Origin of the sequence: Pseudomonas sp. FP1742, assembly GCF_030687145.1 — a bacterium.
Classification (GTDB): Bacteria; Pseudomonadota; Gammaproteobacteria; order Pseudomonadales; family Pseudomonadaceae; genus Aquipseudomonas; species Aquipseudomonas frederiksbergensis_D.
In genome coordinates, this window is record NZ_CP117460.1 from 4,880,853 (window position 1) to 4,895,350 (window position 14,498).

A 14,498-nucleotide genomic window follows, 5' to 3' on the forward strand; every position below is an offset into this window, starting at 1 on the left:
GAAAATGCTCCTTGCACTTGTTGTGGTTGTGGGCAATTCCGGAAGTCGACATGACATTTTGGCGGTCCTGGCCATGTCAGTGCGTTCCATTGCGGGTGAAAAATTCTAGCAGGCGGCGCGCCTATCGCGGGCAAGCCCGCTCCCACAGGTTCGGTGTGAACCACGAGAATCGCGCCATCCTTGTGGGAGCGGGCTTGCTCGCGAAGACGTCAGTCCAGTCAACGCAGAGCCAACAGCCCCTGCACCAACGGTTCCAGCTGCAAATCATTAACCGCTTTAACCTGCTCGATCATCGCCCCCGGCCAACTCTCAAGCCCCAGACAGGCCCCGAGCATGGCGCCGAGCATCGCCGCGATGGTGTCGGTGTCACCGCCCAGGCTCGCGGCCATGCACAGTGCTTCGAAGGCTGTCATCTCGCCAATGGCCACTTGCTGGGCCAGCGCAAACGACACCACCACCGACTCCTGTGAGGCCACCGAAGTGCCGATCACGTCGTACAGCAAATCCGCCAGCAACGCCTTGTCGCTGTCGATACTGATGCTCCGCGCCCAACTGATGCGCGAGGCGATGCGCCCGCCGGCGACCCAGTGACCATGACTTTCGGCCTGCTGCGCGAACTGTTGGCCGAGGTTCAACGCCTCGCCCAGGTCCGTGCCGTTGATCCCGGCAGAAACCACCGCCGCCACCGCCGCCGCACTGGCAATCCCCAACGTAGTGTTGTGAGTCACCTGACAGGCCTGCACCACGGCTCGGATGAAACGCTCGGGATTGGCAACATCGGCTGCAATCCCCACCGGGGCGATACGCATCGCCGCGCCATTGGTGGTGCCGTAACGCCCCGCCTCTTCCAGCGAATGGCCGGCGAGGATCATTTCTATCGCACGTTTGGTCGAGGGTCCGAGCAAGTCTTGCGAGCCCTTGGCCTGCATCCCGGCCTCCCATTCGATCAGTCGTTGGGCCAACACCGCCGGTTCGATCCGGCCCTCGCCGTCAATCAGCAACTGGCCGACCAGGATTGCCTGTTCGGTATCGTCAGTGATCGAGCCCTTGGGCAGGTTCGCGGCGATCGGTTGATCGGGGCCGGCGTCTTGCAGGTCAGTGATTTCAACGAAACGCGCCTTGATTTCGGCGCGGCTCAGGGACTGGGTCGGCATGCCCAGCGCATCGCCCAGGGCCAGTCCATAGAACGCGCCGAGGGCACGGTTGAGCGCGGTCATTTTGGAGCTCCAAATTGCAAATGCAGACGAAAGTGCACCGGATCGAGCAGGCTTTCGACCTGTTCCATAAAGCGGTTCTGACGGTCGTAGGTGGTGCGCAGGGCTTTGAGGAACACTGTGCCCACCGGACGCCCGAGCAACTCGGCGTCTTCGGCATTCAGGGGTTCGGCACCGATCCACTGGTCGCCGTGCTCGCCGATATAGCCGTAGGCGGCCAACGTGATGGTCAGGGAATTATCGATCAGCCCCACGCGCGGCAGGCCTTCCAGGCCTCCGGTCGCGGGCATCAACGCACGTTCCAGAGACACCAGCGTGCCGTCGGTGGCGCGCCGGCGCCGGTCGAGGGTGATGAACTGATCGGTACCGAAACGCGACAACAGGTCAGGACGGGTCACGGCCTCCAGCCGCAGCACTTCGGTATTGATCAACGCCCCGCTGTCGGCCAGCGCCTGGGCCCAGCCGCTGCTCTGATCGAGCACTACGCCGTCGTAAGTAACGATGGAACCGACTCCGCTTTGCGTGGCGATGTAGTGACGCCGTTTCAGTTCGGCCAGGGCTTCACGCAGCGTGCCGCGGCTGACTTTGAATTCCTGAGCCAACTGATGTTCGCCCGGCAATAGCAAGCCGTCCTCCATCAGGCCGCTTTCAATGCGCCGGATAAGCTCGTCGATCACCCGTTGTTTCTTGTCAAATCGTACCTGTCTAATCATGTACAAAGTGATAACCGAAAGGGATTAGGGCGAGCAAGGGATATTTTGTGGCTGGATTTTTTGTGCACACACAACTTGGGGATGACACAGCGCGCAACTGTGGGAGCGGGCTTGCCCGCGAAGACGTCGGCACATTCAGTATCAATATGTCAGACAACCCGCCCCCTTAGGGACAATCAGCGCTGCTTCAGCCGGTCGATCACAACGGCCAGCAGCAGGATCGAACCGCGAATTACATATTGGTAGAAGGTATCGATGTTCTTCAGGTTCATCGCATTCTCGATGATCGCCAGAATCAACACCCCGGCGATCACATGCCGGATCATCCCGATCCCGCCGCTCAGCGACACCCCGCCCAGCACGCAAGCCGAGATCACCGTCAGCTCGAAACCCTGGCCAATCATCGGCTGGCCCGAGGTCATGCGCGACGCCAGAATCACCCCGGCCAATGCGCCGATGACACCGTGGACGGCGAAGATGAGGATCTTGGTCCGGTCAACGTTGACCCCGGCCAGCAGCGCCGCTTCCTGGTTGCCGCCGATGGCCATGGTGTTGCGCCCGTAGGTGGTGTAATTCAGCAGCCAGCCGAAAAACAGGAAGCAAACGATGGTGATCAGAATCGGCACCGGCACGCCGAACAACTGGCCATTACCAAAGACGAAAAACGATTCCTGGGACACGCCGACCGCTTTGCCGTTGGCAAAGATGTAAGCCAGGCCACGAACAATCTGCATGGTCGCCAGCGTGGTGATCAACGCATTGACCCGCAGCTTGGCGATCACGATCCCGTTGATCAGCCCGACAATCAGCCCCATCACCAGCGCCGCACTGACGCCGAGGAACACGCTGTTGGTGTCGCGCATCACCACCGCCGCGACCACGCCGGCGCAGGCAATCACCGAGCCCACCGACAAGTCGAAGTGCCCGGATGCCAGGCAATACAACATGGTGCAGGCGGCAATCCCGGTGGTGGAAATCGCCAGGCCCAGACCGCGCATGTTCAGCGGCGACAGAAAGTTATCGATCAGCAAGGTGCAGAGCACGAAGATTCCGACGGCCGCCAACAGCATCACCCAGTCATCGAGAAAGCGTCGCAGGTCCAGCGGTTTGCGCGGGGTTGGCAGAGCGTTGTTTTGGATAGTCATAGTCACCTCTCAGTTCGCCACGTCGGCAGCGCGTTGGCGTGGCAAAGCCAGTTGCAGCAGGTTGGATTCATTGGCGTGTTCGCGGGTCAGTTCGCCGCGCATCGTGCCTTCGCAGAGCACCAGGATGCGGTCGGAAATACCCATGACTTCCATCAGGTCGCTGGACACCACAATCACCGCAATACCGCTGGCGGCCAGGTTGTGGATGATCTGGTAGATCTCGGCTTTGGCCCCGATGTCGATGCCCCGGGTGGGCTCGTCGAGCAGCAGGACTTTCATCGGCATCGACAACCAGCGACCAAGGATCGCCTTCTGCTGATTGCCGCCGGACAGGTACATGATTTTCTGCGCCGCGTTGGGCGTCTTCACTTTCAGCGCCTTGATCTGCTTGTCGGCGTTGCCCTTTTCCCACAGCCCGCGCAACAGACAACCAAAGGTCGAATGAGCGCCGCGGGCACTGATGTTGATGTTCTCGGCGACGCTGGCCAGCGGCAGGATGCCCTCCTTCTTGCGGTCCTCGGGGCACAACAGAATCCCCGCGGCGATGGCATCGCGTGGTGAATGCAGCTTCAGTTCATGCCCGCGTAATTCCAGGCGTCCGGCGGTGTTGCGGGTCAGCCCGCTGAGCATGCGCAGCAGCTCGGTGCGACCCGCGCCAACCAGGCCGAACAGCCCAAGAATCTCGCCTTTGTGCACTTCGAAACTCACCGGCTCACGCAAGCCCGGCCCCAGCAACCCGTCGACCTTGAGCGCCACCGCGCCACGGGGACGGTTGCGGTAATCGTAGATGTCCTGAATGTCGCGACCGACCATGCACGTCACCAACTGGTCATGGGTCAACGCGCTCATGTCCTCGAAGGTGCGCACGAAGCGACCGTCCTTGAACACCGTTACCGCGTTGCAGATGCGGAACACTTCCTCCATGCGATGGGAGACGTAAAGCACCACTTTGCCTTCGTCCCGCAGGCGCCCGATGATTGCCATCAAGCGATCGATTTCCCGCGCCGACAGGCTGCTGGTGGGTTCATCGAATGCAATCACATGCGCGCCACGGGACAGCGCCTTGGCGATTTCCACCAGTTGCCGCTGACCGAGGGACAAACGTCCGACTTTCTCTTGCGGATCGATTTCATCGGCCAGGCCTTTGAGACAGGCCAGTGCCTGTTGGCGCAAGGCGCCGCGATTGATCAGGCCGAAACTCGCCGGCAGATGACCGAGAAACAGGTTCTCGGCCACGGTCATTTCCGGCACCAGGTGCAGCTCCTGATGGATCACCGCAACACCGCTGCCAATGCTGTCGGCGGTGGACTTGAAGACCCTGGTCTGCTCGCCGATCTGCAGGTCGCCGCTGTTCGGTGTGTAAGCACCGCCGAGGATTTTCAACAATGTGGATTTACCGGCGCCGTTCTCCCCCATCAAGGCGTGAACCTGTCCCGGATGCGCGACGAAGCTGATGCCGTCCAGCGCCTTCACCCCGGGAAAGGTTTTGCCGATCCCGTTGAAGCGCAGACTCCCGCCAATGCGCTGTTCATCTGTTTGTACGTGTGCGTGCATAACCCACCTCTTCACACCGATCAGGCAGCCCCGTCGCCAGGGCCGCCGATGAAATCAACCGCGCTTCAATTCCACAGGCCGATCTTTTCCAGTTCCTGCTTGAAGTTGTCGCGCGTGATCAGCGTCACGTCGTCCATGGCGGTGTATTTCGGCGGCTCTTTGCCGGTGGTGACCCACTCGTGCATCATGCTGGCGGTGTTGTAACCCTCGATGTGCGGGCTCGGCAGCATCGAGCCGAAGAAGCCGCTGTTGGGTTTCTTCAGTTCGCCAATGGCATCGGTGCCGTTGATGCCGATGCCGATCACGTTTGCCGCGGCAAAACCGGCGCTTTCGGTGGCGCGCACGCCGCCCAGCACGGTGTTGTCGTTCATGCCGCCGATGATCAGGTTTTTCGCCGCACCCGGCAGTTTCACCAGCGCCGAGTTGGTGGCATCCATGCTGCCCGGCACGTCGAGGGTTTTCAGGGCCGAGAACAGAATGTGGTCTTTCGGCATCCCGGCGTCTTCCAGGGCTTTAACCGAACCGTCGGTGCGTTTCTTGCCGGTGTCGAGTTCGTTGAAGGTGTTGATCACCGCATAGGTTTCTTTCCAGTCCCAGCCGCGTTTTTTCGCTTCGGCGGCCATGGCGGCGCCCTGCTTCTGGCCGACTTCGAAAGCTGCCATGCCGAGGTACGGCACGTCTTCCATGAACTTGCCGCCAGCATCGACGAAACGGTCATCGACGGCGATCACTTTCAAACCATTGAGCTTGGCCTTGGCCATGATCGCAGGGCCCAGGGATACGTCCGGCGGGCAGATCACGAAGCCCTTGGCGCCGTTGGCCGCCAGGCTGTCGATGGCCGACAGGGTTTTCTCGCCGTCAGGCACGGCGATCTTGATGACGGTGAAGCCCTTGTCCTTGCCGGCCTTTTCGGCGAATGCCCATTCGGTCTGGAACCAGGGCTCTTCGGCTTGCTTGACCAGAAAACCGATCTTCACTTCCTCGGCCGCCAGCAACGTACTGCTCAGGCTGACCGCGGTGACCGCCAAAGCGGCACAGCACAGGGAACGGATCCCACGACGACGTTTCATAAGCTGACTCCTTGTTATTTTTTTTGAGCGTTATTTGAAAGCCAATACAGCGGTCAAAGCATGCAGCCAATAGTCATATCGTATGATGATTGTATTTCAGGCGTAGTTCTGCCCCTGAAACCCAAGTCATTCAGTCGTGGTACATGACCGAACGACCACCATCGATGGTGATGCACGAAGCATTGATGAAAGGCGCCTCATCACTGGCCAGGAACACGGCGGTCATCGCCACTTCGATGGGCTGGCCGATGCGCCGCGGTGGATGCAAGTCGAAGGCCCGCTGACGTTCGGCATGGGGGTCGGCAAAACCGTTCCAGTAATCGACGTTCAGTTGGGTTTCGATATAGCCCGGCGCGATGGCGTTGACGCGAATGCCCTTGGGTGCGTATTCGATGCCCAAGGCGCGGGTCAGCCCGAGCAGGCCATGCTTGGCCACCGGGTACGGGAAGCAGCCGGGAATGATGTGGGTCGAATGGGTCGAGGCGATGTTGATGATGCTGCCGATGCCCTGCTCGATCATCTGCGGCAGCACGGCTTTGCAGCCATACCAGGCGCCGTCCAGATCAATGGCGAAGCAGCGGTGCCAGTCGTCCTCGGTCATTTGCAGCGGATCACGGAACACGTTGACCCCGGCGCAGTTGACCAGCACGTCGATGCGACCGTGAAGCTCAATGGCCAACTTGGCCATGGCGTGCAGGTCTTGCTGGCGCGATACGTCGGCCTTGATCGCCACCACATCCGCGCCTTGTTCACGCCAATGCGCCGCGACCTTTTCGACTTTCTCGGCCTGGATATCGCTGATGATCAGCTTGGCCTGCTGGGACGCAAAGGTCGCGACAATCGCTTCGCCGATCCCCTGAGCGGCACCGGTCAACAGCACGACTTTGTTTTTCAGGCGCTCACCCTTGGGCGGTGCGGGCACTGGCGGCAAGGAAAGAGGTTCAGCCATGGATCAACACTCCTGTTCGAAGACACGACGAAAACCGGGCATCTGTCGATGTCCGGTCAAAAGGCTTTGTGGAATAGGCAGGCAGGCGCGAAAGAACCCGGGCGCCGGGGTGGTCAGAAGCACTGTCGCCCCGAGGGAGGACGGTGGAATATCGCTGCATCACTTCACCTGATTTGTTTTTTTAAGTGTGAGTGCGTGTAACTGATGGAGCCGACTATAAACCCGGCCGCCAAATAATCTCAATATATAATTTTACATCCCATATTTTGGGATTTAACCCGCAAATCGCTGACAGGGTTTTCCGGGTACATCGACTCGAACCGACAACAACGCACCATCCAATGGATGGTTGAGCGGGCTCGCCGCACTGGTGACGTACAAGGTTTTGAAGTCTTCGCCACCGAACACGCAACTGGTGGGGCGGCTGACAGGCAGTTCGATCACCCGGTCCACATGACCCTCGGGGGTCAGCCTGAGCAGGCAACTGCCGTCCCAGCGGGCGTTCCAGATATAGCCCTCGGCATCCATCGCCGAGCCGTCGGGGCCACCCCGTTCGTGGGGGCCAAACCAGACGTAGGCGGTGTCGAGACTGCCGTCGGTATGGATGAAATGCCGGTAAAGCGTGCTGTCGAGGCTGTCGGCGAAATACAGGGTCGTGCCGTCATCGCTCCACAGCAACGTGTTAGGAATACCCAGCCCTCGCAGCAGCGGCGTGACCCGAGCATCGCGGTCGATGCGAAACAGGCCACCGGAGCGGCGCACGATGGGCAAGTCTTCGCCCTGCTCGCCAATGTTGTTTTGCATGGTGCCCAGCCAGAGCCGGCCCAAGGCATCACAACGGGCTTCGTTGGCGCGATTGCCGGGTTGCGGATCGGCCACGCAGAGCAAGGTCAACCGAGGTTCCAGGCCGGGAGAGTTCAGGTCCAGCCGATAAACCCCGCTGTTCAACGTCACCAGGGCGTCACCGCTTTCGCAGGGGATGAACGCGGACACGTGCTCCGGCATCTGCCAGATTTGCACATTGGCGCCGATCAGTCGCAGCGCCTGTTTGCCGGCGATGTCTACCCAGTACAGCGCCTGGGTCGGTGCATCCCAGAACGGGCCTTCACCGAGTCGCGCACGGTGTTCGGTAACCGCAGTCCACGTCATGAAACCTCCTTTTTATTGCTTTTATGTGGGAGCGGGCTTGCTCGCGAAGAGGCCATGACATTCACCATCTCTGTCGCCTGACACATCGCCTTCGCGAGCAATCCCGCTCCCACAACGGTTCTTTATTGTTAGCTGGCCTTTTTATCGGCCATGACTTGTGGGTAAAACCGTTTGATCGCCAGATCGGCGTTATCGATCAGGGTCATGCAGGCCCACACACCCCGCGCGGCATCCCGGGCGGCGATGGCGTCGGCCATGTCTTTGTGGATCGGCAAGGTTCGGCGCAGCTCGTCGGGGTCGGCGGCAGACACTTCAAAGGACACTGCCAGCAACGCGCCGAGGGCCGGGACCATTTGTTCGATGAATTGATTGTGGCTGGCGGCGAGGATGCACTCGTGGAAGAACTGGTCGGCGCGGTTGTAATCAACTCCACTGTCCACCGCTCGTTCCAGCGCGTTGTAGGCCTGAAGCACCGCTTGCACTTGCTCCACCGTCGCGCGCTCGCAGGCCCAGCGCACGGCCATCGGTTCGATGGTACGACGCAGGTCGAGCAAGTCGTCGACGAAGTTTTCCGGCAAACCGCTGCGCGACAGCCAGCCGACGACTTGTGGATCGAAGAGGTTCCAGCGCCGCACCGGCAACACCCGCGTGCCGACCTTCGGCCCGACTTCGAGCATGCCTTTGGCGACCAGGGTTTTGATGGCTTCGCGGATGACGGTACGGCTGACCCCGAGCTGTTCGCCCAGATCGGCTTCAACCTTGATGGTTTCGCCGGGCTTCACCTGGCCAGCGGCGATCCAGCACCCCAGCCAATCAACCGTCGACGCGTGAAAACTGCTGGACATGGTTACCTCGCCACCCCGGTGACAAAAACGAAACGACAAAAAAGCCATTTGCGATGGATGCCCACGCTAATCATCATATGATTGAGTGTCAATTGGATTTTTCTGGAGTCCTTGCCAATGCAGACATGACTGTTCGTCCGATTACTGCCCCCGGCACTTTGAACCCACTCACTTTGTAAACTACGGTTAGCCCGCAACAGATCAGGCAGTCAGCAGGATCTGTTTCACTCAAACTTGCCATCGACAGGTATGAATATGGACATGGATGCGTCTACGAAATACCCCATTGTGTTGGTTCACGGTCTTTTCGGTTTCGATAGAATCGCCGGTTACCCCTACTTCTTCGAGATCGAGGAAGCCTTGGAACGCGCTGGTGCCCAGGTGTTTGCCGTGAATATTCCAACCGTCAACGGCAATGAGGAACGCGGCGAAAAACTGCTCGAACACGTCGACCGCATTTTGCTGGAAACGGGCGCTGCCAAGGTCAATCTGATCGGCCATAGCCAAGGCCCGCTGGCCGCACGCTACGTCGCAGCCCTGTACCCGGAAAAGGTCGCTTCGGTCACCTCGGTCAGTTGCCCCAACCACGGCTCCGAGATTGCCGACCAACTGCACAAGGCACTGACACCGGGAGAACTACCCGAAGCCTTCGTGTTGGCCTTGTTGAGCGCGGTCGGCACCTTCATTTCGTTGATCAGTGGCCACCCGGAAAATCCCGTGGATCCTCAAGCGGCGTTTGAATCGCTGACCAGTGCAGGACTGGCCGCTTTTAATCGCAAGTACCCGCAAGGGGTGCCAAAGGTTTGGGGCGGGGAAGGCAACGAAATTGAAAACGGGGTGTATTACTACTCCTGGAGCGGGATCGTGCAGAACTTTCAAAGCCTGCAACTCCTCGACCCGACCCATTTGAACTGTAAGGTGCTGTCGCAGTTGTTTTATAAAGAGAAGCACGCCAACGATGGGCTGGTTGGCCGCTACAGCTCGCATCTGGGCAAAGTGATTCGCTCGGATTACCCCATGGACCATTTCGACGCCGTCAATCAGATGGCCGGCATCAATAGCTGGAACGTGAGCCCGGTCGGGCTCTACCTTGAACATGCCGCCCGGCTCAAGGGCAAGGGGTTGTAAGCCCATAAAAAAACGGCCCGTTGCCATAACGGGCCGTTTCGTTTCCAGCGCTCAGCCCCTTAGGGCTCAAGCCCGATAGGAAAGAACTCGCCACCGCTCCAGACACCGAGCCAACTCTGCCCGTCAATCTCACGGCTCACCGCCAGCTCCACCAATTGGTAGAACACATTACGGTGGATCAGCGCTTCAAGGTTGCTGCGCACATGCACATACGGCGCGGGCTCCTGAGTCACCGGGTCGATCACCACGCGCATGGGGTGCTCGGCGCCGGCATCGGTCGTTTCGTCGACATTCGTGGTAAAGCGCAAGACCTGAGCCTCACCCTCGCCTTCGACTTCCACGGCAATCGCCACGAACGGCGCGTCGTCGACCTTGATGCCCACCTTTTCGACTGGAGTAATCAGAAAGTAATCATCGCCGTCGCGGCGAATGATGGTGGAGAACAGCTTGACCATCGGCTTGCGCCCGATCGGTGTGCCCAGGTAATACCAGGTGCCGTCGCGGGCGATGCGCATGTCGATGTCGCCGCAGAAATCAGGGTTCCACAAGTGCACCGGTGGCAAGCCTTTGGTCTTGGGGATTTGTCCCAACAGGTCATTGGCTTTTTGCGGGCCACTCATGGCGTTCTCCTTTGAATTACTGGTCGCTGAGCCCCAGCAGGCTACGAGCGTATTGCTCCAGCGGTGGGCCCAACAGATCTTCTGGCTTGTTATCGTGGAACGTCAGTAAACCGCCACGACTCTTGATACGTGCAGTATCGATCAAATACTGGGTGCTGGTCTCGATCAACATGATTTGAATCACACCGCTGTCGATCCCCAGGCGATCCACATGTTCCTGATCGAGCCACTCGTCCGAGTTGCCGATGCGGTCATCGGCCTTGGCGAAACGGGTATAAAGCAGGTAATGAGCGCCGGCGGCACGGGCTTCACCCATGGCGGCGTCGAGACCTTCCGGCATGCGGGCACGGCGTACCATCGGGAAATATTCGATAAAGCCATTGAAAGCTTCTTCGGCCACCACGTTAGGTCGCGGATAGGCACTGCCTGGCGGTGCGAAGGCGCCCTGGGCGATGTAGATGAATGAATCCGACTGAATGCGGAAGTTATTCACGCGGCGACTATCGCTGTGGTCCAGCAGCCCCGCGTCGCTCATGTGGTAGCGAGTGCCTTCGGCCATATCGCTGACATTCATGCAGCCACCAAGCGCCAAAACGGCCAGCAGCAAAACCAGGCTACGCATCCTACCCTCCAGAAGCCGGTGACGGAAAACCGGCGAATGGCCATGGGATGCAGCTTCCGCGCCAGCTCATGGGCATCGTCGCCTGGCAGAACGCAATCGCGGGCAAGCCACGCTCCCACAGGATATTTGTAAACCTGTGGGAGCGTGGCTTGCCCGCGATGAGGCCCGATCAGCCGCCAATAATCTTCATGATGGTTGCGCCACCGGAGAACGCCACTTCCTGCTTGTCCCCCAAGGCTTTCACCAACAGCCGCTGCAACGCCGGCAATGCCTGGTGACGAGGTTTGTCGAGCAGATCGCCGACATAGTGGCGATTGCTCGATGACAGGCAACCATGCAGCCAGCCAGTGGACGACAAACGCAGACGCGAGCAGGTGCGGCAGAACGGCACGCTTTCGTTGGCGATCACACCAAAGTGGCCCTGCTCTGGAATTTCGTAGCGCACCGCCGTGGCATCGACCGGCGCGTCGGCCTGAAGGTACTCGTAGCGCTCGCCGATCAGGCTCAGCAATTGCTGAAGGCTGACGAACTGTTGCAGGAAGGCATTGGAATCGCTGGCCAGGTGGCCCATGCGCATCAATTCGATGAAGCGCAGCTCGTAGCCGCGTTCCAGGCAGTAATCGAGCAGGGGCATCACTTGATCGAGGTTTTGCCCTCGTAGCGGCACCATGTTGACCTTGATCTTCATGCCCGCCGCCGCGGCCTGGTTCATACCGTCAAGGACGGTCGCCAGATCACCACCACGCGCAATGCTACGGAAAGCATGCGCATCCAAAGTATCGAGGGAAACGTTGATGCGCCGAATACCGGCGTCCACCAGCAGCGGCAGCTTCTTCGCCAGCAACTGACCATTGGTGGTCAGGCTGATGTCCGCCAGGCCCATCTGCCCGACGGCGGTCATGAAGGCTTCGAGTTTGGGACTGACCAGTGGCTCGCCACCGGTAATGCGCAGGCGCTCGATGCCCGCCGCTTCGATCAGATAGGCCACGCCGCGTGCCATGGCCTCGGCCGACAACTCATCCTGTGCAGCCACCAGCCGCTTGCCGTTAGGCACGCAGTAGGTACAGGCGTAGTTGCAGGCGGAAGTCAGACTGATCCGCAAATTGCGAAAACGCCTGCCTTGACGGTCAACGATCATGGATCACTCCGGCGAAAGAAGATTCGAACGCGCAAAACTTGACTCACAAATCAAGTTTTAGCAAGCCCTATGCCTGAGTATATTCCTGCGGTACTGCGCCACGTAGCTAAATCATGGCTCATGGCGCAATTAGACAACTGGATGGCTCAGCTGCTCGGAGTGTCGGTATCGCGCTTGCGCTTGTTGCCCATGCGCACGCCGATGTCCATCAGGAACTGGAAGAAACCTTCCTGATCTTCCAGCACATTGCTCCAGAACGGCGAGTGATACAGCGCCACCGCGCCGTGCACCAGCGCCCAGGCCGCACAGTAATGGAAGTAAGGCGGCACGTCCTCGAGCTTACCTTCGCTGATCCGGCCCTTGATTAGCAGGGTCAGGCGTTCGAAATTCGAGGCGCGGATCTTGTGCAGTTCCTCGACCATCTCCGGCACCTGATTGCCCTTGACCACCTTTTCTTCCAGGCGATCGAACAACCGATAGCGTTGCGGATCGCGCATGCGGAATTCGAAGTAGGCCCGGGACAGGGCCTCCTTGTCCTTATCGACATCGGCCGAATGCAACAACTCATTCAAATCGCGCTCGTAATCGAGCATCAGGCGCAGGTAGATCTCCGCCTTGGACTTGAAGTGCTTGTAGATCGTGCCTTTGCCGATACCTACGGCATCAGCAATCATCTCGACGGTGACACTGTCTTCACCTTGTTCGAGGAACAGCTTGAGCGCGGTATCGAGAATTTCTTGCTCGCGGCGACGAAACTCACGGACCTTACGAGGTTCTTTATGCATAAGAAAAGGTCTGTAGGGGTCAAAATTCGAAGCCGCGTATTATGCCTAACTTGCGCAAAAATGCACGGATCATCCGACCATATATGTGTTTCTTGATGAATTCGCACCACCTCCCTGACTGATGAGAACTCAACCGAAGCGCGCGTATTCCAAATTTGTTTAAAAACCCGACCGGCTAAACTGGACTCGGCGCGATACTGATCAATACTTCAACTGTCGGCGAGGCATCTCCCCCAAGTGTCGCGCTGATGAAGGTACCAAAGGACCGCGTACCTTTGTTTTACTCCTAATGGTCTTAACCCGGATTCACCCCCCAGAACCCGGGTTTTTTTTGCCTGCGATTCAGGGGTCAAAACCCCGCAGCCCGCGATTTTTTCCAACGTTACGCCGATGCCCTGACGTGCGCCAACGGAAATAACCGCTTGAAATTCTCGGTGGTCTGCTCGGCAAAACGCTCGTAGGACTCACCTCGCAACATTGCCAGAAATTCCGCGACCTCACGCACGTATTGCGGCAGGTTCGGTTTGCCGCGATACGGGATCGGCGCCAGATACGGCGAGTCGGTTTCCACCAGCAACCGGTCAGCCGGCACCTTGCTGGCGACATCACGCAGGGCATCGGCATTGCGAAAAGTGACAATACCGGACAAGGAAATGTAATACCCCATGTCCAGCGCGGCCTTGGCCATGTCCCAGTCTTCGGTAAAACAGTGCAGCACGCCCGCCTGAGGCAGCGCCGCCTCACGCAGCAGTTCGAGGGTGTCGGCCCGGGCGCCCCGGGTATGGATGATTACCGGCTTGCCGGTCTGCTCAGCCGCGTGCAGATGCAGGCGGAACGATTCCTGCTGCAACGCTGCCGCTTCCGGCTCGTAGTGGTAATCCAGGCCGGTTTCCCCGATTGCCACCACCCGCGGATGATTGAGTTCGCGCAACAGCCAGTCCAGTGCCGGCGCGCCCCCCGGCTGCACGTCCAGCGGATGCACGCCGACTGAACAATCGACGTCGTCGTAACGTTCGGCCAACGCCTTGACGTCGGCGGCGTTATCGGCGCTGACGCCAATGCACAGAAAATGCCCTACCCCGCGCGCACGGGCCGCATCGAGTGCGGCATCCAGGGAGCCGTCGTGGGCGGCAAGGTCGAGGCGATCAAGGTGGCAATGGGAATCTACAAGCATAAAGGGCTGCAACTTACATCGTATGAGTGGGACGGTCGGACTTCAGGGCTCCGGCCAGATGGGTTTCGATTCGACTGCGCGCGGTATCGTCGCCTTCGTTGAATTGCACACCGACCCCAGCGGCGCGGTTGCCCTGGGCACCTTTGGGGGTAATCCAGGTGACCCTGCCGGCGACCGGGATCTTTTCCGGTTCGTCCATCAGGTGCAGCAGCATGAAGACCTCATCGCCCAACTTGTAGCTCTTGTTGGTCGGGATAAACAGGCCACCATTCTTGATGAACGGCATATAGGCCGCGTAGAGCACGGATCTGTCCTTGATGGTCAAGGACAAAATGCCATTGCGCGGCCCGGGACTGACGGGTTCGTTCATGCTGACCTCCGCTGTCTGATGA

15 protein-coding genes are annotated in these 14,498 nt (G+C 59.4%); 1 reads left to right on the forward strand and 14 read right to left on the reverse strand.

Going from position 1 to position 14,498, the window contains the following annotated elements:
- Positions 1-218: 218 nt before the first annotated feature.
- From PSH64_RS22100 to PSH64_RS22135, 8 genes are all read right to left on the reverse strand, one after another.
- The gene (locus PSH64_RS22100; RefSeq protein WP_105343028.1) at positions 219-1,217 is read right to left on the reverse strand and encodes an ADP-ribosylglycohydrolase family protein; all 999 of its coding nucleotides are present in this window, start codon (positions 1,215-1,217) and stop codon (positions 219-221) included.
- On the reverse strand, positions 1,214-1,927 hold the full coding sequence (locus PSH64_RS22105) for a GntR family transcriptional regulator (protein WP_105343026.1): 714 nt from the start codon (positions 1,925-1,927) through the stop codon (positions 1,214-1,216). The genes PSH64_RS22100 and PSH64_RS22105 overlap by 4 nt, the downstream gene beginning before the upstream one ends.
- A 176-nt stretch (positions 1,928-2,103) precedes the next feature.
- Positions 2,104-3,072, reverse strand: a complete 969-nt coding sequence (araH, locus tag PSH64_RS22110; RefSeq protein ID WP_105343023.1) for an L-arabinose ABC transporter permease AraH — start codon at positions 3,070-3,072, stop codon at positions 2,104-2,106.
- Positions 3,073-3,081: 9 nt separating this feature from the next.
- Positions 3,082-4,626, reverse strand: coding sequence for an L-arabinose ABC transporter ATP-binding protein AraG (gene araG / locus PSH64_RS22115; protein WP_105343021.1), 1,545 nt, complete (start codon positions 4,624-4,626; stop codon positions 3,082-3,084).
- Positions 4,627-4,691: 65 nt separating this feature from the next.
- A complete protein-coding gene (locus PSH64_RS22120) occupies positions 4,692-5,696 on the reverse strand; it encodes a substrate-binding domain-containing protein (protein ID WP_105343018.1) in 1,005 nt (334 codons plus the stop codon).
- A gap of 130 nt (positions 5,697-5,826) precedes the next feature.
- Positions 5,827-6,645, reverse strand: a complete 819-nt coding sequence (locus PSH64_RS22125; RefSeq protein ID WP_105343016.1) for an SDR family oxidoreductase — start codon at positions 6,643-6,645, stop codon at positions 5,827-5,829.
- A gap of 273 nt (positions 6,646-6,918) precedes the next feature.
- Complete coding sequence (locus tag PSH64_RS22130; RefSeq protein ID WP_105343014.1) at positions 6,919-7,794, reverse strand: SMP-30/gluconolactonase/LRE family protein; 876 nt, start codon at positions 7,792-7,794, stop codon at positions 6,919-6,921.
- A gap of 128 nt (positions 7,795-7,922) precedes the next feature.
- A complete protein-coding gene (locus PSH64_RS22135) occupies positions 7,923-8,639 on the reverse strand; it encodes a FadR/GntR family transcriptional regulator (protein WP_007903969.1) in 717 nt (238 codons plus the stop codon).
- A 255-nt stretch (positions 8,640-8,894) separates the two neighbouring features.
- Here PSH64_RS22135 and PSH64_RS22140 point away from each other — a divergent pair, with 255 nt between their 5' ends.
- Positions 8,895-9,767: a triacylglycerol lipase gene (locus PSH64_RS22140; RefSeq protein ID WP_105343431.1), complete on the forward strand. Its 873-nt coding sequence runs from the start codon at positions 8,895-8,897 to the stop codon at positions 9,765-9,767.
- Between the two features lie 59 nt (positions 9,768-9,826).
- On the opposite strand, the gene PSH64_RS22145 is transcribed toward PSH64_RS22140, so the two are convergent.
- The 6 genes from PSH64_RS22145 to PSH64_RS22170 form a co-directional block, all read right to left on the reverse strand.
- Positions 9,827-10,387 carry a DUF1285 domain-containing protein gene (locus PSH64_RS22145; protein ID WP_305478681.1) on the reverse strand — a complete coding sequence of 187 codons (561 nt, stop codon included), beginning with the start codon at positions 10,385-10,387 and terminating at the stop codon, positions 9,827-9,829.
- Between the two features lie 16 nt (positions 10,388-10,403).
- Positions 10,404-11,009 (reverse strand): DUF4823 domain-containing protein, encoded by a 606-nt coding sequence (locus PSH64_RS22150; protein WP_305478682.1) that lies wholly within the window; start codon positions 11,007-11,009, stop codon positions 10,404-10,406.
- A 169-nt stretch (positions 11,010-11,178) separates the two neighbouring features.
- Complete coding sequence (locus PSH64_RS22155; RefSeq protein ID WP_305478683.1) at positions 11,179-12,147, reverse strand: GTP 3',8-cyclase MoaA; 969 nt, start codon at positions 12,145-12,147, stop codon at positions 11,179-11,181.
- Between the two features lie 146 nt (positions 12,148-12,293).
- The gene (locus PSH64_RS22160) at positions 12,294-12,932 is read right to left on the reverse strand and encodes a TetR/AcrR family transcriptional regulator (RefSeq protein ID WP_007942012.1); all 639 of its coding nucleotides are present in this window, start codon (positions 12,930-12,932) and stop codon (positions 12,294-12,296) included.
- Positions 12,933-13,314: 382 nt separating this feature from the next.
- The gene (locus tag PSH64_RS22165; RefSeq protein WP_305478684.1) at positions 13,315-14,106 is read right to left on the reverse strand and encodes a TatD family hydrolase; all 792 of its coding nucleotides are present in this window, start codon (positions 14,104-14,106) and stop codon (positions 13,315-13,317) included.
- 13 nt (positions 14,107-14,119) lie between these two features.
- Positions 14,120-14,476, reverse strand: coding sequence for a PilZ domain-containing protein (locus PSH64_RS22170; protein WP_305478685.1), 357 nt, complete (start codon positions 14,474-14,476; stop codon positions 14,120-14,122).
- Positions 14,477-14,498: the final 22 nt, after the last annotated feature.

Excerpts from the sequence above, each read along its gene's own strand:
- PSH64_RS22100 (WP_105343028.1), bottom strand. The coding sequence starts at position 1,217 with ATGACCGCGCTCAACCGTGCCCTCGGCGCGTTCTATGGACTGGCCCTG.
- PSH64_RS22105 (WP_105343026.1), bottom strand. The coding sequence starts at position 1,927 with ATGATTAGACAGGTACGATTTGACAAGAAACAACGGGTGATCGACGAG.
- araH (WP_105343023.1), bottom strand. The coding sequence starts at position 3,072 with ATGACTATCCAAAACAACGCTCTGCCAACCCCGCGCAAACCGCTGGAC.
- araG (WP_105343021.1), bottom strand. The coding sequence starts at position 4,626 with ATGCACGCACACGTACAAACAGATGAACAGCGCATTGGCGGGAGTCTG.
- PSH64_RS22120 (WP_105343018.1), bottom strand. The coding sequence starts at position 5,696 with ATGAAACGTCGTCGTGGGATCCGTTCCCTGTGCTGTGCCGCTTTGGCG.
- PSH64_RS22125 (WP_105343016.1), bottom strand. The coding sequence starts at position 6,645 with ATGGCTGAACCTCTTTCCTTGCCGCCAGTGCCCGCACCGCCCAAGGGT.
- PSH64_RS22130 (WP_105343014.1), bottom strand. The coding sequence starts at position 7,794 with ATGACGTGGACTGCGGTTACCGAACACCGTGCGCGACTCGGTGAAGGC.
- PSH64_RS22135 (WP_007903969.1), bottom strand. The coding sequence starts at position 8,639 with ATGTCCAGCAGTTTTCACGCGTCGACGGTTGATTGGCTGGGGTGCTGG.
- PSH64_RS22140 (WP_105343431.1), top strand. The coding sequence starts at position 8,895 with ATGGACATGGATGCGTCTACGAAATACCCCATTGTGTTGGTTCACGGT.
- PSH64_RS22145 (WP_305478681.1), bottom strand. The coding sequence starts at position 10,387 with ATGAGTGGCCCGCAAAAAGCCAATGACCTGTTGGGACAAATCCCCAAG.
- PSH64_RS22150 (WP_305478682.1), bottom strand. The coding sequence starts at position 11,009 with ATGCGTAGCCTGGTTTTGCTGCTGGCCGTTTTGGCGCTTGGTGGCTGC.
- PSH64_RS22155 (WP_305478683.1), bottom strand. The coding sequence starts at position 12,147 with ATGATCGTTGACCGTCAAGGCAGGCGTTTTCGCAATTTGCGGATCAGT.
- PSH64_RS22160 (WP_007942012.1), bottom strand. The coding sequence starts at position 12,932 with ATGCATAAAGAACCTCGTAAGGTCCGTGAGTTTCGTCGCCGCGAGCAA.
- PSH64_RS22165 (WP_305478684.1), bottom strand. The coding sequence starts at position 14,106 with ATGCTTGTAGATTCCCATTGCCACCTTGATCGCCTCGACCTTGCCGCC.
- PSH64_RS22170 (WP_305478685.1), bottom strand. The coding sequence starts at position 14,476 with ATGAACGAACCCGTCAGTCCCGGGCCGCGCAATGGCATTTTGTCCTTG.